General features: G+C 56.1%; 23 protein-coding genes and 4 tRNA genes. 22 read left to right on the top strand and 5 right to left on the bottom strand.

Features of this window, described 5'->3' with window-relative positions:
* Positions 1–34 precede the first annotated feature (34 nt).
* The 15 genes from wecB to QMG90_RS21105 all read left to right on the top strand — a co-directional run bounded on the left by wecB (position 35) and on the right by QMG90_RS21105 (position 12,741).
* Positions 35–1,165, top strand: coding sequence for a non-hydrolyzing UDP-N-acetylglucosamine 2-epimerase (wecB, locus tag QMG90_RS21175; protein ID WP_283281707.1), 1,131 nt, complete (start codon positions 35–37; stop codon positions 1,163–1,165).
* Entirely contained in the window at positions 1,162–2,424 is a 1,263-nt protein-coding gene (gene wecC / locus QMG90_RS21170; protein WP_283281705.1) for a UDP-N-acetyl-D-mannosamine dehydrogenase, read from the top strand. The genes wecB and wecC overlap by 4 nt, the downstream gene beginning before the upstream one ends.
* A complete protein-coding gene (rffG, locus tag QMG90_RS21165; RefSeq protein WP_283281703.1) occupies positions 2,421–3,488 on the top strand; it encodes a dTDP-glucose 4,6-dehydratase in 1,068 nt (355 codons plus the stop codon). The genes wecC and rffG overlap by 4 nt, the downstream gene beginning before the upstream one ends.
* An 18-nt stretch (positions 3,489–3,506) precedes the next feature.
* On the top strand, positions 3,507–4,388 hold the full coding sequence (gene rfbA / locus QMG90_RS21160; RefSeq protein WP_283281701.1) for a glucose-1-phosphate thymidylyltransferase RfbA: 882 nt from the start codon (positions 3,507–3,509) through the stop codon (positions 4,386–4,388).
* Positions 4,366–5,040 (top strand): dTDP-4-amino-4,6-dideoxy-D-galactose acyltransferase, encoded by a 675-nt coding sequence (gene rffC, locus QMG90_RS21155; RefSeq protein WP_283281699.1) that lies wholly within the window; start codon positions 4,366–4,368, stop codon positions 5,038–5,040. The genes rfbA and rffC overlap by 23 nt, the downstream gene beginning before the upstream one ends.
* A gap of 4 nt (positions 5,041–5,044) precedes the next feature.
* Positions 5,045–6,175 carry a dTDP-4-amino-4,6-dideoxygalactose transaminase gene (gene rffA, locus QMG90_RS21150; protein WP_038160407.1) on the top strand — a complete coding sequence of 377 codons (1,131 nt, stop codon included), beginning with the start codon at positions 5,045–5,047 and terminating at the stop codon, positions 6,173–6,175.
* Between the two features lies 1 nt (position 6,176).
* Positions 6,177–7,427: a lipid III flippase WzxE gene (wzxE, locus tag QMG90_RS21145; RefSeq protein WP_283281697.1), complete on the top strand. Its 1,251-nt coding sequence runs from the start codon at positions 6,177–6,179 to the stop codon at positions 7,425–7,427.
* The gene (locus tag QMG90_RS21140) at positions 7,424–8,503 is read left to right on the top strand and encodes a TDP-N-acetylfucosamine:lipid II N-acetylfucosaminyltransferase (RefSeq protein WP_283281695.1); all 1,080 of its coding nucleotides are present in this window, start codon (positions 7,424–7,426) and stop codon (positions 8,501–8,503) included. The genes wzxE and QMG90_RS21140 overlap by 4 nt, the downstream gene beginning before the upstream one ends.
* Positions 8,500–9,846 carry an ECA oligosaccharide polymerase gene (wzyE, locus tag QMG90_RS21135; protein WP_283281693.1) on the top strand — a complete coding sequence of 449 codons (1,347 nt, stop codon included), beginning with the start codon at positions 8,500–8,502 and terminating at the stop codon, positions 9,844–9,846. The genes QMG90_RS21140 and wzyE overlap by 4 nt, the downstream gene beginning before the upstream one ends.
* An 11-nt stretch (positions 9,847–9,857) precedes the next feature.
* A complete protein-coding gene (wecG, locus tag QMG90_RS21130; RefSeq protein WP_283281691.1) occupies positions 9,858–10,598 on the top strand; it encodes a lipopolysaccharide N-acetylmannosaminouronosyltransferase in 741 nt (246 codons plus the stop codon).
* A gap of 211 nt (positions 10,599–10,809) precedes the next feature.
* Positions 10,810–12,195, top strand: a complete 1,386-nt coding sequence (gene thrP / locus QMG90_RS21125) for a bifunctional threonine/serine APC transporter ThrP (protein WP_283281689.1) — start codon at positions 10,810–10,812, stop codon at positions 12,193–12,195.
* Between the two features lie 102 nt (positions 12,196–12,297).
* Positions 12,298–12,374: transfer RNA gene (locus QMG90_RS21120), tRNA-Arg, on the top strand.
* Positions 12,375–12,440: 66 nt separating this feature from the next.
* Positions 12,441–12,516, top strand: a tRNA-His gene (locus tag QMG90_RS21115).
* A 19-nt stretch (positions 12,517–12,535) separates the two neighbouring features.
* Positions 12,536–12,622, top strand: a tRNA-Leu gene (locus QMG90_RS21110).
* Positions 12,623–12,664: 42 nt separating this feature from the next.
* Positions 12,665–12,741: transfer RNA gene (locus QMG90_RS21105), tRNA-Pro, on the top strand.
* A gap of 491 nt (positions 12,742–13,232) precedes the next feature.
* Here the strand turns inward: QMG90_RS21105 and hemY are convergent.
* Genes hemY through hemC form a run of 4 tightly spaced genes read right to left on the bottom strand, consistent with a single transcriptional unit; the run spans position 13,233 to position 17,328 of the window.
* On the bottom strand, positions 13,233–14,429 hold the full coding sequence (hemY, locus tag QMG90_RS21100; protein ID WP_283281687.1) for a protoheme IX biogenesis protein HemY: 1,197 nt from the start codon (positions 14,427–14,429) through the stop codon (positions 13,233–13,235).
* Positions 14,430–14,431: 2 nt separating this feature from the next.
* A complete protein-coding gene (gene hemX / locus QMG90_RS21095; protein ID WP_283281685.1) occupies positions 14,432–15,628 on the bottom strand; it encodes a uroporphyrinogen-III C-methyltransferase in 1,197 nt (398 codons plus the stop codon).
* 21 nt (positions 15,629–15,649) lie between these two features.
* Positions 15,650–16,390, bottom strand: a complete 741-nt coding sequence (gene hemD, locus QMG90_RS21090; protein WP_283281683.1) for a uroporphyrinogen-III synthase — start codon at positions 16,388–16,390, stop codon at positions 15,650–15,652.
* Complete coding sequence (gene hemC, locus QMG90_RS21085; protein ID WP_283281681.1) at positions 16,387–17,328, bottom strand: hydroxymethylbilane synthase; 942 nt, start codon at positions 17,326–17,328, stop codon at positions 16,387–16,389. The genes hemD and hemC overlap by 4 nt, the downstream gene beginning before the upstream one ends.
* A 374-nt stretch (positions 17,329–17,702) precedes the next feature.
* Here hemC and cyaA point away from each other — a divergent pair, with 374 nt between their 5' ends.
* Positions 17,703–20,249 (top strand): class I adenylate cyclase, encoded by a 2,547-nt coding sequence (gene cyaA, locus QMG90_RS21080; protein ID WP_283281679.1) that lies wholly within the window; start codon positions 17,703–17,705, stop codon positions 20,247–20,249.
* An 18-nt stretch (positions 20,250–20,267) separates the two neighbouring features.
* On the opposite strand, the gene cyaY is transcribed toward cyaA, so the two are convergent.
* Positions 20,268–20,588: an iron donor protein CyaY gene (cyaY, locus tag QMG90_RS21075; protein ID WP_283281677.1), complete on the bottom strand. Its 321-nt coding sequence runs from the start codon at positions 20,586–20,588 to the stop codon at positions 20,268–20,270.
* Between the two features lie 137 nt (positions 20,589–20,725).
* On the opposite strand from cyaY, the gene lptM reads away from it, so the two are divergent.
* The 6 genes from lptM to uvrD all read left to right on the top strand — a co-directional run bounded on the left by lptM (position 20,726) and on the right by uvrD (position 26,354).
* Entirely contained in the window at positions 20,726–20,929 is a 204-nt protein-coding gene (gene lptM / locus QMG90_RS21070; RefSeq protein ID WP_283281675.1) for an LPS translocon maturation chaperone LptM, read from the top strand.
* A 35-nt stretch (positions 20,930–20,964) separates the two neighbouring features.
* Positions 20,965–21,789, top strand: coding sequence for a diaminopimelate epimerase (dapF, locus tag QMG90_RS21065; protein WP_283284017.1), 825 nt, complete (start codon positions 20,965–20,967; stop codon positions 21,787–21,789).
* Positions 21,786–22,493: a DUF484 domain-containing protein gene (locus QMG90_RS21060; protein WP_283281673.1), complete on the top strand. Its 708-nt coding sequence runs from the start codon at positions 21,786–21,788 to the stop codon at positions 22,491–22,493. Before dapF ends, QMG90_RS21060 begins: the two co-directional genes overlap by 4 nt.
* A complete protein-coding gene (xerC, locus tag QMG90_RS21055; RefSeq protein WP_283281671.1) occupies positions 22,490–23,392 on the top strand; it encodes a tyrosine recombinase XerC in 903 nt (300 codons plus the stop codon). The genes QMG90_RS21060 and xerC overlap by 4 nt, the downstream gene beginning before the upstream one ends.
* A complete protein-coding gene (gene yigB, locus QMG90_RS21050; protein WP_283281669.1) occupies positions 23,392–24,108 on the top strand; it encodes a 5-amino-6-(5-phospho-D-ribitylamino)uracil phosphatase YigB in 717 nt (238 codons plus the stop codon). Before xerC ends, yigB begins: the two co-directional genes overlap by 1 nt.
* An 83-nt stretch (positions 24,109–24,191) precedes the next feature.
* Positions 24,192–26,354, top strand: a complete 2,163-nt coding sequence (gene uvrD, locus QMG90_RS21045; protein WP_283281668.1) for a DNA helicase II — start codon at positions 24,192–24,194, stop codon at positions 26,352–26,354.
* The last annotated feature ends 91 nt before the right edge of the window (positions 26,355–26,445 follow it).

Raw genomic sequence — 26,445 nt, 5'->3', positions numbered from 1 at the left:
GTCGATCCTCATCATCTTATCGAAGAGAATCGACGTGAAAGTACTTACTGTGTTTGGCACCCGACCAGAGGCGATAAAAATGGCGCCTCTGGTACATGCGTTGGCCAGGGATCCTCACTTCGAGGCGAAAGTGTGCGTAACTGCACAGCACCGTGAAATGCTTGATCAGGTGTTGTCCCTCTTTTCCATCGTACCGGATTACGATCTCAATATTATGAGCCCTGGACAAGGGCTGACCGACATTACCTGCCGTATCCTGCAAGGCTTACGGCCGGTACTCGAATCGTTTAAACCTGATGTGGTGCTGGTGCATGGCGATACCACCACCACGGTGGCGGCGAGCCTGGCCGCGTTTTATCAGCGCATCCCCGTCGGACATGTTGAAGCCGGTTTACGTACCGGTGATCTGTATTCCCCCTGGCCGGAAGAGGCCAACCGGACCCTGACCGGGCACCTGGCGGTCTGGCATTTCGCGCCAACCGAAAATTCCCGCCAGAATTTGCTGCGTGAGAATCTGCAGGATGCGCGGATTTTCGTCACTGGTAATACAGTGATCGATGCCCTGTTCTGGGTGCGCGACCGCGTTCTGACGGATGCGTCGCTGCACGCCGGGCTGTCGGAGCAATATCCCTTCCTCGACGCCAGCAAAAAAATGATTCTGGTTACCGGCCACCGCAGAGAAAGCTTTGGCCGTGGTTTTGAACAGATTTGCCATGCGCTGGCGGAGATCGCCGCGCAGCATCCCGATGTACAAATTGTCTATCCGGTTCATCTCAACCCGAATGTGAGCGAGCCGGTGAACCGCATTCTCGGTCATATCGATAACGTTATTCTTATCGAGCCGCAGGATTACTTGCCTTTCGTCTGGCTGATGAATCGCGCGTGGCTGATCCTGACCGATTCCGGTGGCATTCAGGAAGAGGCACCGTCGCTCGGCAAACCGGTTCTGGTGATGCGCGAGATGACAGAGCGCCCCGAGGCGGTGGAAGCCGGAACGGTACGCCTCGTTGGTACCGATCGTCAGCGCATTGTCGAAGAGGTCACGCGCTTGCTGCGTGATGAAGACGAATACGAAACGATGAGTCGCGCCCATAACCCTTACGGGGACGGGCAAGCCTGCAGCCGTATTTTGACAGCACTTAAAAATAATCAGGTAACGCTATGAGTTTTTCTACCATTTCTGTGATTGGCCTTGGCTACATCGGTCTACCGACGGCGGCAGCGTTCGCCTCCCGGCAAAAAAAGGTGGTGGGGGTTGATATCAATCAGCATGCGGTAGACACCATTAACCGCGGTGAAATTCATATTGTCGAGCCAGAACTGGGCGAGGTGGTAAAAGCCGCCGTCGCTCAGCATTTTTTACGTGCTACCACCATCCCGGAAGCCGCCGATGCGTATCTGATTGCGGTGCCGACACCGTTTAAAGGCGATCACGAGCCGGACATGGTGTATGTCGAAGCGGCCGCTAAATCCATCGCGCCCGTGCTGAAGAAAGGGGCGCTGGTGATCCTCGAATCCACTTCGCCGGTGGGCGCAACAGAACAGATGGCGCAATGGCTGGCGGACGCTCGCCCGGATTTAACCTTCCCGCAGCAGGCGGGAGAACAGGCAGATATTAACATCGCCTATTGCCCTGAGCGCGTGCTGCCGGGCCAGGTGATGGTCGAACTGATTAAAAATGATCGTGTGATTGGCGGCATGACGCCAGCGTGCTCTGCACGCGCCAGCGAGCTGTACAATATTTTCCTTGAAGGGGAGTGTGTGGTCACTAACGCCCGCACGGCCGAAATGTGCAAGCTGACCGAAAACAGCTTCCGTGACGTCAACATCGCCTTCGCCAATGAATTGTCGCTGATTTGCGCCGATCAGGGGATTAACGTCTGGGAACTGATTCGCCTGGCGAACCGCCATCCGCGCGTCAACATCCTGCAGCCAGGACCGGGCGTGGGTGGTCACTGTATCGCGGTCGATCCCTGGTTTATCGTCGCGCAGAATCCGGAACAGTCACGGCTTATCCGCACAGCCCGCGAAGTGAACGATCACAAACCTCACTGGGTGATTAACCAGGTGAAAGCCGCTGTGGCGGATTGCCTGACCATCAGCGGCAAACGGGCGAATGAATTGAAGATTGCCTGCTTCGGTCTGGCCTTTAAGCCGAATATCGACGATCTGCGCGAAAGCCCGGCGATGGAAATTACCCAACTGATTGCGCAGTGGCACAGCGGCGAAACGCTGGCGGTGGAACCGAACATTCACCAGTTACCGAAAAAGCTGGAAGGACTTTGCCGTCTCGCCACGCTGGATGACGCGCTGAACGACGCCGATGTGCTGGTGATGCTGGTGGATCACACTCCGTTTAAAGCGCGGAGCGCGGAAAGCATTCAACAGCGCTACATTGTGGATACCAAAGGAGTATGGCGTTGAAAAAGATTCTGGTTACTGGTGGTGCCGGGTTTATTGGTTCAGCCGTAGTACGCCATATCATCAACGAAACGTCAGACAGCGTCGTAGTGGTTGATAAACTCACCTACGCCGGAAACCTGGCGTCGCTGGCACCAGTGGCGGCGGATCCGCGTTTTGCCTTCGAGCAAGTGGATATCTGCGACCGTAGCGAACTGGATCGCGTATTTGCGGCGCACCAGCCTGACCTGGTGATGCATCTGGCCGCCGAAAGCCATGTGGATCGCTCCATTGATGGCCCGGCGGCGTTTATTGAAACCAACGTCGTCGGCACTTACACGCTGCTGGAAGCGGCTCGCCTGTACTGGAATGCGTTACCAGAGGCGAAGAAACTCGCGTTTCGTTTCCACCACATCTCTACCGATGAGGTGTATGGCGATCTGCATGGCAGCGATGATTTCTTTACCGAAACCACACCGTACGCGCCGAGCAGCCCTTATTCCGCCTCGAAAGCGGGCAGCGACCATCTGGTTCGCGCCTGGCTGCGTACCTACGGGCTGCCCACTCTGGTGACCAACTGTTCGAATAACTACGGGCCCTATCATTTCCCGGAAAAACTGATCCCGCTGACTATCCTCAACGCGCTGGCGGGAAAACCGCTACCGGTTTACGGCAACGGTCAGCAAGTGCGCGACTGGCTGTTTGTTGAAGACCACGCCAGAGCGCTTTATCTTGTTGTCACAACGGGTAAAATCGGCGAAACCTATAACATTGGCGGTCATAACGAACGCAAAAATCTGCAGGTGGTTGAGACGGTTTGCGATTTGCTGGAAGCGCTTGCGCCCCGGAAACCGCAGGGTGTCGACAGCTACCGCTCGCTGATTACGTTTGTCACCGATCGCCCCGGGCACGATCTGCGCTACGCCATTGATGCGGCGAAAATCGCTCGTGAGCTGGGCTGGACGCCGCGTGAAACCTTCGAAAGTGGCATGCGGAAAACCGTTCAGTGGTATCTGGCGAACGAAAACTGGTGGCGGCAGGTACAAGATGGCAGCTATCAGGGCGAGCGGCTCGGACTCAAAGGCTAACGCCGGGAGAGGATATCGATGAAAGGCATAATTCTGGCGGGTGGTTCCGGTACACGGTTGCATCCGATTACCCGCGGCGTGTCGAAGCAGTTATTACCGATTTACGACAAGCCGATGATTTACTACCCGCTTTCGGTGCTGATGCTGGCCGGGATCCGCGAAATTCTGATCATTACCACGCCGGAAGATAAGCACTATTTTCAACGACTGCTGGGCGATGGTTCTGAATTCGGCATCGAACTGCACTATGCCGAACAACCCAGTCCGGACGGGCTGGCACAGGCGTTCATCATTGGTGAAACCTTCCTCAACGGCGAACCTTCCTGCCTGGTGCTGGGGGATAACATCTTCTTCGGCATGGGCTTCAGCCCGAAACTGCGCAAAGTGGCGGCGCGAACGGAAGGGGCGACGATCTTTGGCTACCAGGTGATGGATCCTGAGCGCTTTGGCGTGGTGGAGTTTGACGATAACTTCAATGCCATTTCGCTGGAAGAAAAACCGAAGCAGCCGAAATCTAAATGGGCGGTTACCGGCCTCTATTTCTATGACAGCAACGTTGTTGAGTACGCCAGACGGGTGAAGCCGTCAGAACGTGGCGAGCTGGAAATCACATCCATTAACCAGATGTATATGGAAGCCGGCAAACTGAATGTCGAGCTGCTGGGTCGTGGTTTTGCCTGGCTCGATACCGGTACGCATGACAGCTTGATCGAAGCCAGCACCTTCGTGCAGACGGTAGAAAAACGGCAGGGCTTTAAAGTTGCCTGTCTGGAAGAGATTGCCTGGCGCAATGGCTGGCTTGACGACGAGGCGTTAAAACGCTCTGCCACGCAGTTGGCGAAGACCGGTTACGGTCAGTATCTGCTGGAGATCATCCGTGCACGTCCGCGCCAGTATTGAACCCCTGACGTGGGAAAATGAATTTTTCGGCGTGAAAAGCGCCATTTTGCGTTTCACGGAAGACGCCCCTGCGCTGAAACCAGAAAGACTGGTGGGCTGGTGGCGAGTGCAGGCGAAAATCCCTGCACAGCGCACCGATTTGCTGGATGCGTTACAACGGCTCGATTTCCGGCTGGTGGAAGGCGAGGTGGATTTGGTTCTGCCCGTCGTCGACGTGACCGATCCTCAGGCGCACATTGCCGACGACGCCGATATTCCATTGCTGCGCGAGCAGGCGGCGCAGGCCTTTGCCCAAAGCCGTTTTCGCGCGCCCTGGTATGCGCCGGAGGCCAGCGGGCGCTTCTATGCCCGATGGATTGAAAATGCCGTGAAGGGCGTTTTTGATCACCAGTGCCTGGTGTTCCGCGCCGCAAATGGCGATATTCGCGCCTTTGTGTCGCTGCGGCAGTTAAACGACACCGACGCGCGTATCGGGCTGCTGGCGGGTCGTGGTGCCGGGGCTGAACTGATGCAGGCGGCCATCCACTGGGCGCAGCAGCGCGGGCTGACAACATTGCGGGTGGCGACCCAGATGGGCAACACCGCCGCGCTTAAACGTTACATTCAAAGCGGTGCCTGTATCGAGAGCACCGCTTACTGGCTATACAGGTGAGAAGATGATTCCATTTAACGCGCCGCCGGTGGTGGGAACCGAAATAGATTACATACAATCAGCCATGGGCAGCGGCAAGCTGTGCGGCGATGGCGGTTACACACGCCGTTGCCAGCAGTGGATGGAGCAGCATTTTGGTAGCGCGAAAGTGTTGCTGACGCCGTCCTGCACCGCGTCGCTGGAAATGGCGGCGCTGCTGCTGGATCTCCAGCCGGGCGATGAAGTCATTATGCCGAGCTACACCTTCGTCTCCACCGCCAATGCCTTTGTGCTGCGTGGCGCCAGAATCATCTTTGTGGATATTCGCCCTGATACACTGAACATTGATGAAACGAAGATTGAAGCCGCCATCACTGAAAAGACCCGCGTCATTGTGCCGGTTCACTATGCGGGCGTGGCCTGTGAGATGGACACCATCATGGCCATCGCCAGAAAGCATAACCTGTTTGTTGTGGAAGATGCGGCGCAGGGCGTGATGTCGACCTACAAGGGCCGGGCGCTGGGTACCATCGGCCATATCGGCTGTTTCAGTTTCCATGAAACCAAAAACTACACGGCAGGCGGCGAAGGTGGGGCGACGCTGATTAACGAACGCGCGCTAATTGAACGCGCGGAGATCATTCGTGAAAAAGGCACGAACCGCAGTCAATTTTTCCGTGGTCAGGTCGATAAATACACCTGGCGGGACATTGGTTCGAGTTACCTGATGGCTGATCTCCAGGCCGCGTATCTGTGGGCGCAACTGGAAGCCGCTGAGCGCATTAACCAGCAGCGTCTGACGCTGTGGCAAACCTATTACGATGCCTTGCTGCCGCTGGCGAAAACCGGGCGCATTGAGCTGCCCACCATTCCGGCGGACTGCAAACAGAACGCACATATGTTCTACATCAAGCTGCGCGACATCGACGACCGCAGCGCGCTGATTAGCTGGCTGAAAGAAGCGGAAATCCTCGCGGTGTTCCATTACATTCCGCTTCATGCGAGTCCGGCGGGTAAAGCGTTTGGCGAATTCCACGGTGAAGATCGTTTTACCACCCGCGAAAGCGAACGCCTGTTGCGCCTGCCGCTGTTCTATAACCTGTCGTCAGTTAACCAGCGTACGGTGATTAACTCTTTACTGAGCTTCTTCGGCTGATATGTCGCTGGCAAAAGCGTCGGTGTGGACGGCAGCGTCCACGTTGGTAAAAATCGGTGCAGGCCTGCTGGTCATTAAAATACTGGCGGTCTCGTTCGGGCCGTCAGGCGTCGGGCAGGCGGGTAACTTTCGCCAACTGGTGACGGTGCTCGGCGTGCTGGCGGGCGCCGGGATCTTCAACGGCGTCACCAAATATGTCGCCCAGTATCATGACTCGCCGGATCAACTGCAGAAAGTGGTCGGCACCTCGTCAGCCATGGTGCTGGGGTTTTCCACGCTGCTGGCGGTGATTTTCGTCTTGGCGGCCGCGCCGATTAGCCAGGGGCTGTTTGGTCATACGCATTACCAGGGGCTGGTGCGTCTGGTCGCGCTGGTGCAGATGGGGATCGCCTGGGCGAACCTGCTACTGGCGTTGATGAAAGGCTTTCGTGATGCGGCGGGCAATGCGTTGTCGCTCATTACCGGTAGCATTATCGGCGTGCTGGCGTACTACGCCTGCTATTACTTTGGCGGTTATCAGGGCGCGCTGCTCGGCTTGGCGCTGGTCCCGGCGTTAGTCGTGATTCCGGCGGCAGTCATGCTCTCCCGTCGTGGCGCGATCCCGTTGCGCTATCTCAAACCGCAGTGGGATAAATGGCTGGCAAGTCAGCTGGGCAAATTTACGTTGATGGCGCTCATCACCTCTGTGACGCTGCCGGTTGCGTACGTAATGATGCGAAACCTGTTGGCGGCGCATTACAGCTGGGATGAGGTAGGGATCTGGCAGGGGGTCAGCAGTATTTCTGACGCTTACCTGCAGTTTATCACCGCTTCATTCAGCGTTTATCTGTTACCCACGCTCTCGCGGCTGACGGCCAAAGCGGAGATCACCCGCGAGATCGTGAAGTCGCTGAAATTCGTCCTGCCTGCGGTGGCGGCTGCCAGTTTTACCGTCTGGTTGCTGCGTGATTTCGCCATCTGGCTGCTGTTTTCAGCGAAGTTTACCGCGATGCGCGATCTCTTTGCCTGGCAACTGGTGGGGGATGTACTGAAAGTCGGCGCTTACGTTTATGGCTATCTGGTGATCGCCAAAGCGTCGCTGCGGTTTTATATTCTGACCGAAATCAGCCAGTTTGCCTTGCTGACGGCATTTTCGCATTGGCTGATCCCGTCGCATGGCGCGTTGGGGGCGGCACAGGCCTATATGGCAACGTATATCGTTTATTTTGCGCTCTGTAGTGGCGTGTTTTTACTTTGGTACAGGCGGGCATGACAGCACTGATACACGTACTGGGATCGGATATCCCTCATCATAACCGAACCGTTCTGGCTTTCTTTAACGACGAGCTGGCGGCGGGAAGCGCGCATGCGCGCGAATTTATGGTGGCAGGATCCGGGGACGGACTTCGCGACGCATTTCCGGCGTTGTCATTAACGTTCTTTCCAGGCAAAAAAGCGCTGGCGCAGGCGGTGGTTGCCCGGGCAAAACAGGATCGTTCCCAGCGCTTCTTCTTTCACGGGCAGTTCAACACCGGCCTGTGGCTGGCGCTGTTAAATGGCGGCATTAAGCCGCAACAGTTTAACTGGCATATCTGGGGCGCTGATCTGTACGAAGTGTCCCGTGGCTGGAAATTCCGTCTGTTTTATCCGTTGCGCCGCATGGCGCAGGGGCGTGTCGGGCGCGCTTTCGCGACGCGGGGCGATCTGAACTATTTAGCTCAATTGCATCCGCGCGTGCCGGGTGAGTTACTCTATTTCCCGACGCGGATGGATCCGGCACTTAACCACATGGCGAATGAAACGCCGCGGGAAGGGAAGCTGACGATTCTGGTCGGCAACTCCGGCGACCCCAGCAATGAACACATTGCCGCGCTGAAGGCGGTTCATCAGCAGTTTGGTGATACGGTCAACGTGATTGTGCCGATGGGCTACCCGGCCAACAATGCGCGTTATATTGAGGAAGTGCGTACTGCCGGGCTCACTCTCTTCAGCGGCGACAATCTGCACATCCTCAGCGAAAAAATGGCGTTTGATGATTACCTGGCGCTGCTGCGCCGCTGTGATGCAGGTTATTTCATCTTTGCCCGTCAACAAGGGATCGGCACGTTGTGTCTGCTGATTCAGGCGGGTGTGCCGTGCGTGCTGAACCGCGAAAACCCATTCTGGCAGGATATGGCCGAGCAGCATATTCCGGTGCTGTTCACTACCGATCCGCTCAATGCGGAGATACTGCGCGAGGCGCAGCGGCAGTTGCTGTCTGTTGATAAAAGTCAGATCGCGTTTTTCCGGCCCAAATATCTTGAGCCGTGGCATCAGGCGCTGCGTGTCGCCGCAGGAGAGCGTGCATGAGTCTGATGCAATTTACCGGATTGTTCGTGGTCTGGCTGCTGTCGACGTTGTTTATCGCCACGCTGACGTACTTCGAATTTCGTCGCGTGCGCTTTAACTTCAACGTTTTTTTCTCGTTGCTGTTTTTACTGACCTTTTTCTTCGGTTTCCCGCTGACCTGCACGCTGGTATTCCGTTTCGACGTCGGCGTCGCGCCGCCGGATATCCTGTTGCAAACGTTGCTGGCTGCCGTCTGCTTCTACGCCATTTACTACGTCACCTATAAAACGCGCCTGCGCGCTGCCACAGCACCGGCGCCACGCCGTCCGCTGTTTACCATTAACCGGGTGGAAGCGCATCTTACCTGGATGTTGCTGATGGGGATTGCGTTGCTGAGCGTCGGCACTTTCTTCATGCATAACGGTTTTCTGCTGTTTAAGCTGCACTCTTACAGCCAGATCTTTTCCAGCGAAGTTTCCGGCGTGGCGTTGAAGCGCTTCTTCTACTTCTTTATTCCGGCGATGCTGGTGGTCTATTTTCTGCGTCCGGGCTGGAAAGCGTGGTGCTTTTTCCTCATCAGTACTGTCGCGTTTGGCTTGCTGACATACGCCATCGTCGGCGGCACACGTGCCAATATCATCATCGCCTTCGCCATTTTCCTGTTCATCGGTATTATTCGCGGCTGGATTTCGTTGTGGATGCTGGCGGCGGCAGGCGTGCTGGGAATTGTCGGCATGTTCTGGCTGGCGCTGAAACGCTATGGCCTGAACGTCAGCGGCGATGAAGCGTTTTACACGTTCCTGTATCTGACCCGCGATACCTTCTCGCCGTGGGAAAACCTCGCGCTGTTGCTGCAAAATTACGACAAGATCGATTTCCAGGGGCTCGCGCCAGTCATGCGTGACTTCTACGTCTTTATCCCGAGTTGGCTGTGGCCGGATCGCCCCGGCCTGGTGCTCAACACCGCGAACTATTTTACCTGGGAAGTGCTGAACAACCATTCCGGGCTGGCGATTTCCCCGACGCTGATCGGCTCGCTGGTGGTAATGGGCGGCGTCTGGTTTATCCCGCTGGGCGCGGTGGTCGTCGGGCTTATCATCAAGTGGTTTGACTGGCTGTATGCGCTGGGGAATCAGGAAACCAACCGCTACAAGGCGGCTATCCTGCACAGTTTCTGCTTCGGCGCGATTTTCAACATGATTGTCCTGGCGCGAGAGGGGCTGGACTCCTTCGCCTCGCGCGTCGTCTTTTTCCTTGTGGTTTTCGGTCTCTGTCTGCTGATGGCTAAACTGTTGTACTGGCTCCTGGAAAATGCAGGGTTGATCCACAAGCGGATACGCCCCCTGTCGCAACCTCAGGTCTGATAAGGAATCCCATGACTGATCCAACCTCCGCGCCGCTGTATACATTGCGTGGTTTACAACTTATCGGCTGGCGCAATATGCAGCATGCGCTGGATTACCTCTACGCGGGCGGAATGCTGAAATCCGGCACGCTGGTGGCCATTAATGCGGAAAAAGTGCTGGCTGCTGAAGGGAATGCTGAAGTCAGAACATTGATTGACGCTGCGGAATTTAAATATGCTGACGGCATCAGCGTCGTGCGTTCGGTACGCAAAAAATACCCACAGGCGGACGTTTCCCGCGTGGCGGGCGCTGATCTGTGGGAAGCGCTGATGGCGCGCGCCGGGGCGGAAGGGACGCCAGTATTTTTAGTCGGTGGTAAGCCGGACGTACTGGCGCAGACCGAAGACAAACTCCGCCAGCAGTGGAACGTCAATATTGTCGGCAGCCAGGATGGCTATTTCTCCCCAGAACAGCGTCAGGCACTGTTTGTACGTATCCGCGACAGCGGGGCGGCAATTATCACTGTGGCGATGGGCTCGCCGAAGCAGGAAATTTTCATGCGCGACTGCCGCCAGGTCTATCCGGGCGCGTTGTACATGGGCGTCGGCGGCACCTATGACGTCTTTACCGGCCACGTCAAACGCGCGCCGAAAATCTGGCAGAATCTGGGGCTGGAGTGGCTTTACCGTCTGCTCTCCCAACCGAGCCGTATTAAGCGGCAACTGAAACTCCTCCGCTATCTCCGCTGGCACTACACCGGTCAGCTCTGATCCTCGCTCATAACTGGAAGCATTGAACGATTATTGTGCAATGATTCCAGTTTTTTAAGACTTTGTTTGCCATTTCTCAGAAATTGTTAAACCATTCGCTGCCTGAATGGCTGTCTGCTGCATTTTTTGACTGCTCTTCACCATCCGATAAAACACGTTACTCATAAAAATAACCGGCAATGACCGGAACAATGCAAACACAAGAGGTTCTATGGCTGAGGAAAAACCGGAGCTCCAGCGTGGTCTGGAAGCCCGTCATATTGAATTAATCGCCCTCGGGGGCACCATTGGCGTCGGCCTGTTCATGGGGGCTGCGAGCACCCTGAAATGGGCCGGACCTTCCGTTCTGCTGGCCTATATCGTTGCCGGTCTGTTTGTCTTTTTCATTATGCGATCGATGGGCGAAATGCTGTTCCTTGAGCCGGTAGCAGGCTCATTCGCCGTTTACGCGCACCGCTACATGAGCCCGTTCTTCGGCTATTTAACCGCCTGGTCCTACTGGTTTATGTGGATGGCGGTGGGGATATCCGAAATCACCGCCATCGGTGTCTACGTACAGTTCTGGTTCCCTGAACTTCCCCAATGGATACCGGCCATTATTGCGGTAGCGCTGGTGGCGCTGGCAAACCTTGCGGCGGTCAGATTGTACGGTGAGCTGGAGTTCTGGTTCGCAATGATCAAAGTCACCACCATCATTGTGATGATTGTGGTCGGGCTGGGCGTCATTTTCTTCGGCTTCGGTAATGGGGGACATTCGGTAGGTTTCGGCAACCTGACGGAACACGGCGGTTTCTTTGCCGGGGGCTGGAAAGGGTTCCTGACGGCGCTCTGTATTGTGGTGGCGTCGTATCAGGGCGTTGAGCTCATCGGCATTACCGCCGGTGAAGCGAAAAATCCGCAGGTGACGCTGCGCAGCGCGGTCAGCAAGGTGCTGTGGCGTATCCTGATTTTCTACGTGGGGGCTATTTTCGTTATCGTCACCATTTTCCCATGGAATGAGATCGGCACCAACGGCAGCCCGTTTGTACTCACTTTCGCGAAAATCGGTATTACGGCGGCGGCCGGGATCATCAACTTTGTGGTGCTGACGGCAGCGCTGTCCGGCTGTAACAGCGGCATGTACAGCTGCGGGCGTATGCTTTATGCATTAGCGAAAAACCGCCAGTTACCGCCTGGGGTGGCGAAACTGTCCCGCAGCGGTGTCCCGGTGGCGGGTGTGACCATCTCCATTATCATTCTGTTGCTCGGCTCCTGCCTGAACTACCTCATTCCCAATCCACAGCGGGTGTTTGTCTATGTTTATAGCGCCAGCGTGTTGCCGGGAATGGTGCCGTGGTTCGTCATCCTGATTAGCCAGTTGCGTTTCCGCCATGCGCACAAAGAAGCGATCGCCAGCCACCCCTTCCGTTCAGTATTGTTTCCCTGGGCGAACTATCTGACGATGGCGTTCCTGGTTTGCGTATTAATTGGCATGGGATTCAATGAAGACACACGTATGTCGCTGTTTGTCGGCATTATCTTCCTGGCCGCGGTGACGCTGATTTACAACGTGTTTGGCCTGAATCGGCATGGTTCGGCAGACAAGGTGAGGGAATAAGCGGCAAAATGCGCAAAGCATAACCAAACGCGCATTTTCTTAAAAAAAGCACTAGACAGGCGCGCCTTAAGTCCGTACTATCCACCCCCGCAACGGCGCTAAGCGCCCGTAGCTCAGCTGGATAGAGCGCTGCCCTCCGGAGGCAGAGGTCTCAGGTTCGAATCCTGTCGGGCGCGCCATTTTACCCGGCGCTGGAGCTGCGGTGGTCTGTGAAGTTAAGCAGGGCCGCGTGAAAGAATACAGTGGTGGCTATAGCTCAGTTGGTAGAGCCCTGGATTGTGATTCCAGTTGTCGTGGGTTCGAATCCCATTAGCCACCCCATTATTTGAAGTTGTGATATGCGAAGGTGGCGGAATTGGTAGACGCGCTAGCTTCAGGTGTTAGTGTCCTTACGGACGTGGGGGTTCAAGTCCCCCCCCTCGCACCACGACTTAACAGATTGAACTAAAAATTCAAAAAAGCAGTACATCGGCGAGTAGCGCAGCTTGGTAGCGCAACTGGTTTGGGACCAGTGGGTCGGAGGTTCGAATCCTCTCTCGCCGACCAATTTTGAACCCCGCTTCGGCGGGGTTTTTTGTTTTCTGCGCTATTTCAATGTGTTATCCCGCCGTCTCTACACCACGACAACCCGTCTGAGCACTGTTGCCAGCAGGTGACATATAACTAACTGATTTTACCGTCACTTTTCCATATCGCTCGTTTATGTCTCCGTCCGGCGACATCTCCTCAATTCTTAAAGGTTGCGAAGCCACGCAGAATGGGGATGCAACTCTGGCACGCGTTGTGCAATAATATGCGTGTAGATGCTCATTCCATCTCTTATGCTCGCCTTAGTGCCTCATAAACTCAGGAATGATGCAGAGCCATTTACGGTGCTTATCGTCCACAGACAGATGTCGCTTCGGCCTCATCAAACACCATGGACATAACGTTGAGTGAAGCACCTATTTATGTTGTCAAACAGACCTGTTTTAACGCCTGCACTGGAAACAGCGCAGGCGTTTTTTTATGTGCTCGCCATACCGCGAGCGGAAGGATTATTGCGGCGGGTTATTCTGCAGGGTCAGCATCAGGCCGTCACGGCGCATGGTGGCCGCTTCTTCAGGCTGATGGAGACGGTCAAGCGTGTCGGCGAGCCAGGCGTAGTCAAAGGCATCCGGACGTTGTTTCAGCGCCGCACGGAAAGCGAAGCTCGCCTCCTGCCATTCGCCGTGTTTCATCAGCGACTGACCGAGTGTGCTCCACAGCAGCGGGCGATCACCCACGGTTTTGATTTGCTGACGCAGCACTTTTTCCAGCTGTTCCGGATTGTTAGTCTTGAGACGCGGGATCAGCAATACCAGCCGATCGTCATACTGACGTTTTAAGCCGTCGATGATGATCTGCTGCGCGGTGTCATGATCGTCACATTCAATAAGATGATCCGCCATCGCCGCCTGCAGTGCGGGCTGATGACGCGTTTTACGGCTTTGATTCTTCCACCACTCACGCAGACCGTCGCTGCCCTGATCGGCGCGCGCCTGATCCATCAGCCCAATCCACGCCTGCTGCTCCAGCGCGGCGCGATGCTCATCGTCACCGACGTTGGCTTTCGCCATAGAAGGAATGATGTCGAGCAGCGAGCTCCATGCGCCGGTGCGAATAAACGCCTGTTCTGCGAGACGCAGCACTTCCGGGTGGCGCGGCGTCACTTCCAGCAGCCTGTCAGCACCGTGGCGCGCCGCGTGGTTTTCGTTACGCGCCAGTTGCAGACGCACGCGAGCAATCTCCACCGGGATCATATCGTTACCGGCAAGCTCAGAGGCGCGTTCCAGATGCTGATTCGCACGTATCTCATCACCGCGCTGCTGTGCCGCCTCCGCCGCCAGCAGGTAATTCACTACCGGTTGTTCGGCGTGATCGGCATTTTTCGCCATCAGCTTTTCAACCTGCTGGTAGTCGCCTTCCGCCAGTTTCAGCAACGCTTGTTCTGTCTGTTTACGTGCGCGACGGCGCTTGCGACCGACAAACCAGCCACGCGTGTGTGCGCCGGTACGGAAGAGACGACGCAGCAGCCATTCAATAGCGAACAGTACGACCATCAGCAGAACGAGAATGATCACCAGACCGGTAACGCTGGTTTCAATGTTGTAGTTATCCGTCTGGATGAGCACATAGCCCTGATGACCGGCGACAATCGGGCCGAGTACAATCCCGGCGATCAACAATGCAAAGAGCAATAACACTTTCAACATGATTATTCTCCTTGCGGTGCCGCAGCCGGGGCATCAGCTTGCGGTGCGGCATCTGCTGCAGACGGAGCAGCGGGCTGGGCCAGCAGGTTACGCACCCTTGTTTGCATCAGTTTTTCCAGAATTGCCTGGCTTTGCAGCGTGTCAGGGATATCCATTGAAATGCTTTGCTGGCTGAGCTTATCGATCTCTTCAAGGAAACCTTTGGTCGTCGCGTCTTCGGTATCGTAGTAAGCCCGAACCCAGGTGGAGACGTTATCCAGCGCCTGTTTGTAGGTTTCGTCCTGATGGCGCGGTACAGCCTGCGCCGCGACTAACAGGCGGGAACGAATATTTTCTCGCAGATAGACATCCTGATTTGGCGCCAGCAGTGGAACGGCAGTTTCATCACGGCGACGAACGGTAATAAAGTTGTCCATAAAGTTCTGCCAGCTCTTTTGCAGGTTCACCCGCCATTCGCTGAGCGAGCTGGAGAGTTCGCTGCTGTCGTCGTCATCCATCGGCGAGCCGTCGTCGTTGTTATCGGCCAGACGCAGGTTATCGACCTGATTCGCCAGCTGGTTAACCTTCAGAATAATGCCGTCGTAATCCACCTGCGCGACGCCGGACAAACTGGCGATATCGTCAGTAATGGCGCGGCGTGCGGTGATCAGGCTGGGATCGTTCATGTCGGCGAGGCTGGCGTCCGCGCTTTTCAGCAGCGCCGCCGCGGTGGTCACGTCCTGATCGCTCCACAGTTTGCGACCAGCAAGTTTGACCAGATAATCCGCCTGCGCCAGCAGCCAGGTTTTGGCGTCGCTGCCGGAAATAGTGGCTACTTTTTGCTGTACTTCGTCGAGCTGTTTAGTCAGTGCATCCTGCTGGCGTTTCGCCTCAGCGAGCTGGTCTGCCTGCTGTTTGATGATGCCTTCGAATTCGGTTTTTTGCGTTTCTTGCGATTTCTGTAACGCAATCAGTTGATTAGCAAGAGTGTCATTCGCCGTTGTTTGCGTCAACGCCTGTTGTTTTCCCCAACCGTATAAGCCAACGCCCGCCGCCAGCGCGATAGCAATGGCGACAGCGCTCAGTACCAGGCTGGTCTTGTTGCCACTGCCTTTGGGGGCCGTTTTCTGCGGCTCTGGGTTTTTTTCTGGCTGTGGCGTGGTTTCCACGGCCTCCCTGGTCTCTTCAACCACGGCGGAGGAATGTTGTTGTTCCGTCATTATGGCTTCCAGTTTTGAGAGTTATTGTAACGCGCGCAGCAGCGCATCGTTGTCGGCGCTATCGGCAATCTGTATCTCTTGCCAGCCTAATTCCCTGGCGAGATGCGCCAGTCGCTCGCTGACAACCAGCAGCCGACAGCGTAGTAGCCAGTGTTCACGATACCACGGCGGGGTAAGCGACCAGAGCTGTTGTAGCATTTCACCGCTGGTCACGACCAGCGTGGTCACCCCACGTGATTGCCAGCGCATGGCTTCTTCCGCGCCATCGTAATGTTTTGCCGTTCGCTGATAGCATTCGCAAAAGGTCACTTCAGCACCGCGCGATTGCAGCGTTTCGCCGAGCAATTCCCGCCCGCCGTTGCCGCGCAATATCAGCGCTTTCTTTCCCGCAATTTTTTGTAATTCAGGTAATTGTAGCAAGACTTCGCTGATTTCCCGATCTTGTGGATAGTGAATCGCGTTGCCGCTGACCTGATGTAATGCCAGCGCTGTGGTGCGGCCAATGGCGAAATAGTGGGGCGCTTGCGGCCAGTGAACCTGCTGCTGGCGCAGTTGCGCGTCGGCAAATGCCACCGCGTGATGGGACAGCGCAAACAGCAGATCGTTTTCACTGAGGTTACTCAGCAGGCCGGCCAACTGCGGTAATTCCCGCCCGGGGGTAAATTCGATCAGCGGGAAATTCCAGGCCACTCGCCCCAGTGTGCGCAAGCGGCTCACTAATTCTTCTCCCTGCGGAGACGGGCGGGTGACCAGAATACTCATGCAGGCGATTCTCCATCGTAGACCGCCGCCAGGATAGCGCGCGCCCCGTTTTGCAGTAGTTCTTCCGCCAGCGAGATGCCCAGTTGTTCCGCCTCTTCGGGTTTGCCGCGGCGCTCGCCACGCACCATCTGCGAACCGTCCGGGGCGCCAACCAGGGCGCGCAGCCAGATTTCGCCGTCAATGAGCTCAGCATAGCTGCCAATCGGAACCTGACAACCGCCTTCGAGGCGCATGTTCATGGCGCGCTCCGCTTTTACGCGGATTGCGGTTTCGGTATGGTTCAGCGGCGCCAGCAACGCACGGGTCCAGTCATCGCCCAGGCGGCATTCAATGCCAACCGCGCCCTGACCGACGGCCGGTAACGAGGTTTCTGGCGGCAACGCCATGCGGATGCGAGACTCAAGCCCCAGACGGATCAGCCCGGCGGTGGCGAGAATAATGGCGTCATAGTCGCCGTTGTCCAGCTTGCTCAGCCGCGTTCCGACGTTGCCACGCAGGGAACGGATCACCAGATCAGGGCGGTGGGCGGCAAGCTGACACTGACGGCGTAAACTGGAGGTGCCAACAACGCTGCCGGCGGGGAGATCATCCAGCGAGTTATAGTGGTTAGAGACGAAGGCGTCGCGCGGATCTTCACGCTCGCAAATGGTCACCAGCCCAAGCCCTTCGGGGAAATCAACGGGCACGTCTTTCATCGAGTGAACGGCGATGTCAGCACGATTCTCAAGCAGCGCTAACTCCAGCTCTTTGACGAACAGCCCTTTACCGCCGACTTTGGCCAGTGGGGTGTCGAGGATCACATCGCCGCGGGTCACCATCGGCACAAGTTCGACATCCAGTCCGGGGTGACAGGCCATGAGGCTATTTTTGACATAATGTGCCTGCCACAACGCGAGGGGACTCTGCCGTGTGGCAATTCTCAAAACTTTGTCTAACATGCTTGTTACCGTCATAATCGTCCACTAACCATCCTAACACTCTTGCCTTAAGGATGTCAGTTTTCACGGTTTTTTGCGGGAAGAGGGAAGTGGAAGCGTTACGTCATTATGCGATCGACTGCGTAACCCGCCCGGACCGCTTTCAGAAATTTTCGTGAATTAATTGATGCTACACTTGTATGTAGCGCATCTTTCTTTACGGTCAATCAGCAAGGTGTTAGATTGATCACGTTTTAAACCATTTGTTCGTCAACGCGACCAAAACGAAAACGACGACAAACGGTAACGGTATTTGTTGAATTACTGCAACCCATGTCGTATCTCTGGCGGCTCATCGCCTTGGGTACCGGGGTTTGAACATCAGGCGAAATGTCTTGTACCTCTACATTGAGACACTTAAACAGAGACTGGATGCCATCAATCAATTGCGTGTGGATCGCGCGCTTGCTGCCATGGGGCCTGCGTTCCAACAGGTCTACAGTCTACTGCCGACATTGCTGCATTATCATCACCCGCTGATGCCGGGTTACCTTGACGGTAACGTTCCCGCTGGCATCTGCCTTTTCACGCCTGATGAAACCCAACGCCACTATCTTGATGAACTCGAACTGCACCGCGGCATGCCGAGGCAGGAAACCCCGCAGGGTGAACTGCCGATCACTGGCGTGTACACCATGGGCAGTACGTCGTCGGTAGGGCAAAGCTGTTCCTCTGACCTGGATATCTGGGTCTGCCACCAGTCGTGGCTCGACAACGACGAACGCCAACTGCTGCAACGTAAATGCAGTCTGCTGGAAAGCTGGGCCGCGTCGTTGGGTGTTGAGGTTAGTTTCTTCCTGATTGACGAAAACCGCTTCCGCCACAATGAAAGCGGCAGCCTCGGCGGCGAGGACTGCGGCTCAACGCAGCACATCCTGCTGCTCGACGAATTTTATCGTACCGCCGTGCGCCTCGCCGGGAAACGTATTCTGTGGAATATGGTGCCTGGCGACGAAGAAGAGCATTACGACGACTACGTGATGACACTGTATGCGCAGGGCGTGCTGACACCGAACGAGTGGCTGGATCTTGGCGGTCTGAGCTCGCTGTCGGCGGAAGAGTACTTTGGCGCCAGCCTGTGGCAGCTTTATAAAAGCATCGACTCGCCCTACAAAGCGGTGTTGAAAACCCTGCTGCTGGAGGCCTATTCCTGGGAATATCCCAATCCGCGCCTGCTGGCGAAAGATATCAAACAGCGCCTGCATGACGGTGAGATCATTTCGTTTGGTCTCGACCCGTACTGCATGATGCTGGAGCGCGTCACCGAATATCTCGTTAATATTGAAGACGAAACGCGTCTTGATCTGGTACGCCGCTGTTTCTATCTCAAAGTGTGCGAAAAACTGAGCCGCGAGCGCGCCTGCGTCGGCTGGCGTCGTGAAGTGCTCTCCCAGTTAGTGAAAGAGTGGGGCTGGGACGATGCGCGTCTGACCATGCTCGACAACCGTGCGAACTGGAAAATCGATGAAGTGCGCAATGCGCATAACGAACTGCTCGATGCGATGATGCAGAGCTATCGTAACCTCATCCGTTTCGCCCGCCGTAACAACCTGAGCGTCTCCGCCAGCCCGCAGGATATCGGCGTGCTGACGCGTAAACTGTATGCCGCATTTGAAGCCTTACCGGGCAAAGTGACGTTGGTGAATCCGCAGATTTCCCCGGATCTTTCCGAGCCGAATCTGACGTTTATTTATGTGCCGCCGGGCCGCGCTAACCGTACGGGGTGGTATCTCTACAACCGTGCGCCGAACATGGAATCTATCGTCAGCCATCAACCGCTGGAATATAACCGTTATCTTAATAAGCTGGTGGCCTGGGCCTGGTTTAACGGCCTGCTGACGTCACGCACGCACCTGTTTATTAAGGGCAACGGTCTTGTTGATCTGGCGAAACTGCAGGAAATGGTGGCGGATGTGTCTCATCACTTCCCGCTGCGCCTGCCGGCACCGACGCCAAAAGCGCTGTACAGCCCCTGTGAAATCCGCCATCTGGCGATTATCGTTAACCTCGAATACGACCCGACGGCGGCGTTCCGCAATCAGGTGGTTCATTTCGATTTCCGCAAGCTGGATGTCTTCAGCTTTGGCGAAGCGCAAAATTGCCTGATTGGCAGTATTGATCTGCTGTATCGCAACTCGTGGAACGAAGTGCGGACACTGCATTTCAACGGCGAGCAGGCGATGATCGAAGCTTTAAAAACGATTCTCGGCAAAATGCACCAGGATGCCGCGCCGCCGGACAGCGTTGAAGTCTTTTGCTACAGCCAGCACCTTCGTGGTTTGATTCGCACCCGCGTGCAGCAACTGGTTTCTGAATGTATCGAGCTGCGCCTTTCCAGTACGCGTCAGGAAACCGGGCGCTTCAAAGCGCTGCGCGTCTCCGGGCAGACCTGGGGCCTGTTCTTCGAACGTCTGAACGTGTCGGTACAGAAGCTGGAAAACGCCATCGAGTTTTACGGCGCCATTTCGCATAACAAGCTGCACGGTCTGTCTGTTCAGGTCGAAACCAATCAGGTTCAGCTACCGCCGGTGGTTGACGGTTTCGCCAGCGAAGGGATCATCCAGTTCTTCTTTGAAGATACCAGTGATGATAACGGCTTTAATATTTACATTCTGGATGAGACAAACCGGGCAGAGGTCTACCACCACTGCGAAGGGAGTAAAGAGGAGCTGGTTCGTGACGTCAGCCGCTTCTATTCATCGTCTCACGACCGCTTTACCTACGGCTCCAGCTTTATCAACTTCAACCTGCCGCAGTTTTACCAGATTGTGAAAGTCGACGGGCGCGCGCAGGTCATTCCGTTCCGCACCCAGGCGATTGGCACGGCCGCCGCGATCGATCAGGACAACACGGCGCCGTTACTGCAGCAATATTTTTCGTAGTTACGCGGCAGACCGCGCTTAGCGGAAACTGACCGGTTCTCCCGCCTGCTGCGTGGCAGCCTGCTCTAAAAGATCCCAGAACGTTTCGCCGCTGCGATCGCAGACCCACTCATCCCCTTTCAGGTCAAAGTGATAGCCGCCCTGTTTTGTCGCCAGCCACACCTGGTGCAACGGCTCCTGACGGTTAATAATAATTTTGCTGCCGTTGTCGAAAGAGAGCGTCAGCACGCCGCCGTTAATCTCGCAGTCGATATCACTGTCGCTGTCCCGGTCGTCAAGGCGTTCTTCGATGGTCAGCCACAGGGCGTCCGCAAGGCGATGAAATTCACTGTCGTTCATTTTTGTTTCCTATTTTTTAGTGATGGCGGCAGTATAACGCGAAACATAATGCGTTGCAGTTAGGCGCTAAACGCTTGCTTTTACGTCTTCTCCTGCGATGATAGAAAACAGAAAGCATGAACAACAGGCATTTTAGAATGAAAAACGTTTACCGAACGCTCGCCATACTACTGACGATGTTCAGCCTGACCGGCTGTGGACTGAAAGGGCCGCTTTATTTCCCTCCGGCAGATAAAACCGCACCGCCGCCGACAAAACCGGTTGATAGCACAATTCAGAGTACAACGCCGGATCGTAACGATCGTGGCGACAATGGCGGCCCGACTCAGGTGAATTACTGACGGTTCCGTTCTCAATCCCGTGAATGGAGTAGATGATGCAGTTCTCTAAAATGCACGGTCTGGGTAACGACTTCATGGTCGTCGACGCGGTAACGCAGAATGTGTTTTTTTCGCCGGAGCTGATCCGGCGGTTAGCGGATCGGCATCTCGGTGTCGGTTTCGATCAACTGCTGATCGTTGAACCGCCGTACGATCCTGAACTGGATTTTCACTACCGTATTTTCAATGCCGATGGCAGCGAAGTGTCGCAGTGCGGCAACGGTGCGCGCTGCTTCGCGCGTTTTGTGCGCCTGAAAGGGCTGACCAATAAACGTGATATTCGCGTCAGTACGGCGAATGGTCGTATGGTATTAAGCGTAACAGATGACGATCTGGTTCGGGTGAACATGGGTGAGCCCAACTTTGAGCCGTCACAGGTGCCGTTTCGCGCGAACAAAGCGGAAAAGACCTATATTATGCGTGCGGCCGAGCAGACAATATTGTGCGGCGTGGTGTCGATGGGAAATCCACACTGCGTGATTCAGGTCGATGACGTCGACACCGCGGCGGTAGAAACGCTGGGACCGGTGATGGAGAGTCACGAACGTTTTCCCGAGCGCGCTAATATCGGCTTTATGCAGATAGTCAACCGTGACCATATTCGTCTGCGCGTTTATGAGCGCGGCGCAGGGGAAACGCAGGCCTGCGGTAGCGGCGCGTGCGCGGCGGTCGCTGTCGGCATTCAGCAAGGGCTGCTGGCAGAAGAAGTACGCGTGGAATTACCAGGCGGGCGACTCGATATCGCCTGGAAAGGTCCGGGTCAACCGTTGTTTATGACTGGCCCGGCGGCACATGTCTACGACGGATTTATTCACTTATGAAACAAGTCGGGGAAGAACAGCAGGATGTGGTCACGGCGCTGGACGATCGCGCCGTGGTGGAGTACCTGCTGCAACATCCTGAATTTTTTACCCGCAATGCGCCGTTCGTCGAGCAGATGCGGGTTCCTCATCCGGTTCGCGGCACCGTATCGCTGGTGGAATGGCATATGGCGCGGGCGCGTAACCACATCAGCACGCTGGAAGAAAACATTTCGCTGCTAATGGAGCAGGCCACGACAAACGAAAGCCTGTTCTATCGTCTGTTGCACCTGCAAACCCGGCTGGCGTCCGCTGAAAGCCTCGACGACATGCTGACCCGTTTTCACCGCTGGGCGCGAGATCTCGGTCTTGCCGGGGCGACAGTTCGCCTGTTCCCTGATCGCTGGCGCATCGGCGCGCCGACCCGCGCGACGCATCTGGCGTTGTCCCGCCAGGCGTTTGAGCCGCTGCGTATTCAGCGGCTGGGCCACGCACGTCATTACCTTGGCTCGCTGAACGGGCCGGAACTGCTGGTTGTCCTGCCGGACGCGAAGGCCATTGGCTCGGTCGCGATGTCGATGCTCGGCAGCGACAGCGATCTTGGCGTAATCCTCTTTAGCAGCCGCGATGCGCATCATTACCAGCAGGGGCAAGGCACCCAGCTGTTACAGGAAATTGCGCTGATGCTGCCCGGACTGCTGGAGCGCTGGATTGAGCGCGTATGACCGATTCCTCAATGCACGACGCTGTCGAACGCTTCCTTCGCTATCTGGGCGTTGAGCGCCAGCTCAGCCCCATCACCTTACGCAATTACCGACAGCAACTTGATGCCATCATCCAGATAGCCGGTGACACTGGCATTTCGGGCTGGCAGCAATGTGATGTCGCCGTAGTGCGTAACTTTGTGGTTCGCAGTCGGCGTAACGGTCTCGGCCCGGCAAGCCTGGCGTTGCGGCTCTCGGCGCTGCGCAGTTTCTTTGACTGGATGGTGTGGCAGGGAGAGCTGAACGCCAACCCGGCGAAAGCGGTCTCTGCGCCAAAAGCGCCGCGCCATTTGCCGAAAAATATCGACGTAGACGATGTTAACCGGTTGCTGGATATTGATCTTAACGACCCGCTGGCGGTACGTGACCGCGCGATGCTGGAAATCATGTACGGCGCCGGGTTGCGCCTGTCCGAGCTGGTGAACCTGGACATCAAAAGCCTCGATCTCACTACCGGCGAAGTGTGGGTCATCGGCAAAGGCAGCAAGGAGCGTCGCTTACCCATTGGCCGCACTGCGGTGACATGGATTGAACACTGGCTCGATCTTCGCGGCCTGTTCGGCGGCGATGACGACGCACTGTTTTTATCGAAGCAGGGCAAGCGAATTTCGGCGCGCAACGTACAGAAGCGATTTGCCGAGTGGGGCATTAAGCAGGGGCTGAACAGCCATGTGCATCCGCATAAGCTCCGTCACTCGTTTGCCACACATATGCTGGAATCGAGTGGCGATCTGCGCGGCGTGCAGGAACTGCTGGGCCACGCCAATCTGGCGACGACTCAAATTTATACCCACCTTGATTTTCAACACCTTGCCTCGGTGTACGATGCGGCGCACCCACGCGCCAAACGGGGGAAATAATGCGTTTTTACCGCCCATTAGGTCAGATTTCCGCGCTGACGTTTGACCTGGACGATACCCTTTACGATAACCGTCAGGTGATCCTGAAAACGGAGCAGGAATCGCTGGCGTTTCTGCAAAATTATCATCCTGCGCTCAGCGGTTTTGCGAGCAGCGACTTTATGCAACTGCGCCATGCGCTGCGCAAAATCGAACCCGATATTTACCATGACGTCACCGAATGGCGCCGTCGGGCGGTGGAACAGGCCATGCTGCAGGCAGGGTTGAGCGCCGAAGAGGCGTCCATTGGCGCGACGGCGGCGATGGTCAATTTCGCCAAATGGCGTAGCCGGGTTGATGTCCCACAGGAGACGCACGATACGCTGGCCGCGCTGGCGAAACGGTGGCCGCTGGTGGCGATCACTAACGGTAACGCCCAGCCGGAGCTGTTTGGCTTGAGCGACTACTTCCAGTTTGTGTTGCGCGCCGGCCCGGACGGCCGCTCCAAACCCTTTGCTGATATGTACCATCTGGCCGCAGAGCGTTTGAATGTGCCGCTCGGCCAGATCCTGCACGTTGGCGATGACCTGACAACCGATGTTGCGGGATCGATCCGCTGTGGCATGCAGGCATGCTGGATCAACCTGCTTGAAGGCTCGCTGATGCAAATCAATGACAGTCGCCTGCTGCCGCACATCGAAATTTCCCGGTTGGCATCCCTCACGACGCTGATATAATCACCAGCAGTTCTGTATAAATTCCCAGGGTTTTGACGGAAGGCGTCACGCTTTCCGTCCCCGACACATATTCGGCGGTGCCAATGGACGTTTCTTACCTGCTCGACAGCCTCAATGATAAACAGCGTGAAGCCGTGGCGGCGCCGCGCACCAATATGCTGGTGCTGGCGGGGGCGGGCAGTGGTAAGACGCGTGTGCTGGTGCATCGCATCGCCTGGCTGCTGAGCGTGGAAAACAGCTCGCCGTATTCAATTATGGCGGTGACGTTCACCAACAAAGCGGCGGCGGAAATGCGTCATCGTATTTCGCAACTGATGGGCACCTCCCAGGGTGGCATGTGGGTCGGTACTTTTCACGGTCTGGCGCATCGTCTGCTGCGGGCGCATCATCTGGATGCCAACCTGCCGCAGGATTTCCAGATCCTCGACAGCGAAGATCAACTGCGTCTGCTGAAACGCCTGATCAAAGCCATGAATCTTGATGAGAAGCAGTGGCCGCCGCGTCAGGCGATGTGGTACATCAACGGTCAGAAAGATGAAGGGCTGCGCCCGCATCATATCCAGAGTTACGGTAATCCCATGGAGCAAACCTGGATCGATGTCTATAAGGCCTATCAGGAAGCCTGCGACCGTGCCGGGCTGGTGGATTTTGCCGAACTGCTGCTGCGTGCGCATGAGCTATGGCTCAACAAGCCGCATATCCTGCAACACTACCGCGAACGCTTCACTAATATCCTCGTCGACGAATTCCAGGATACCAACAACATTCAGTACGCGTGGATCCGTCTGCTGGCGGGCGACACCGGCAAAGTGATGATCGTCGGCGACGATGATCAGTCGATCTACGGCTGGCGCGGCGCGCAGGTGGAAAACATCCAGCGTTTCCTGAACGATTTCCCGGGTGCGGAAACCATCCGCCTGGAGCAGAACTACCGTTCGACCAGTAATATCCTCAGCGCGGCGAATGCCCTGATCGAAAACAACGATGGCCGCCTCGGTAAAAAACTCTGGACCGACGGGGTCGACGGCGAACCGATTTCCCTCTACTGCGCCTTCAACGAACTGGATGAAGCACGCTTTGTGGTTAACCGGATCAAAACCTGGCAGGACAACGGCGGCGCGCTGGAACAATGTGCCATTCTTTATCGCAGCAACGCCCAGTCGCGTGTGCTGGAAGAGGCGCTGCTGCAGGCGAGTATGCCGTACCGTATTTACGGCGGTATGCGCTTCTTCGAACGCCAGGAAATCAAAGATGCGCTCTCCTATTTGCGTCTGATTGCCAACCGCAATGACGACGCGGCGTTTGAGCGTGTGGTGAATACCCCGACGCGTGGTATTGGCGATCGCACACTGGACGTGGTGCGCCAGGCGTCGCGTGATCGTCAGTTGACACTATGGCAGGCCTGTCGCGAACTGTTGCAGGAAAAAGCCCTCGCCGGGCGCGCTGCCAGCGCGTTACAGCGTTTTCTGGAACTGATTGACGCGCTGGCGCAGGAAACGGCCGACATGCCGCTGCATGTTCAGACCGACCGGGTCATTAAAGATTCTGGCCTGCGAATGATGTACGAACAGGAAAAAGGCGAGAAGGGTCAAACGCGTATCGAAAACTTAGAGGAACTGGTGACGGCAACGCGCCAGTTCAGCTATCAGGATGAAGACGAAGATCTGCTACCGCTGCAGGCATTCCTGTCTCATGCCGCACTTGAAGCGGGCGAAGGGCAGGCAGACACGTGGCAGGATGCTGTTCAACTGATGACGCTCCACTCGGCAAAAGGGCTGGAGTTCCCACAGGTGTTTATCGTCGGCATGGAAGAGGGGATGTTCCCGAGCCAGATGTCGCTGGATGAAGGCGGTCGTCTGGAAGAAGAACGTCGTCTGGCCTATGTGGGCGTAACCCGTGCGATGCAAAAATTGACGCTGACCTACGCCGAAACACGCCGTCTGTATGGCAAAGAGGTGTACCACCGTCCGTCACGGTTTATCGGTGAACTGCCTGAAGCCTGCGTTGAAGAGGTACGTTTACGCGCGACGGTGAGCCGCCCGGTCAGCCATCAGCGTCTGGGTACGCCGGTGACGGAGAACGATACTGGCTACAAGCTGGGCCAGCGCGTGCGTCACGCGAAGTTTGGCGAGGGGACTATCGTCAATCTGGAAGGCAGCGGTGAGCACAGCCGGTTGCAGGTGGCGTTCCAGGGCCAGGGCATCAAATGGCTGGTTGCCGCTTATGCGCGCCTTGAAACTGTGTAACATTCAGAAAAATATCATTTTTTTGTAATAATCTGCTAGCCTTATATGCCAGAGGGGAATTAATACTCTCTGGCGTTTCGTTGTCTGTTGA

It is taken from the genome of Trabulsiella odontotermitis (assembly GCF_030053895.1).
Lineage (GTDB): Bacteria > Pseudomonadota > Gammaproteobacteria > Enterobacterales > Enterobacteriaceae > Trabulsiella > Trabulsiella odontotermitis_C.
This window is presented reverse-complemented; position numbering and strand designations above follow the sequence as displayed.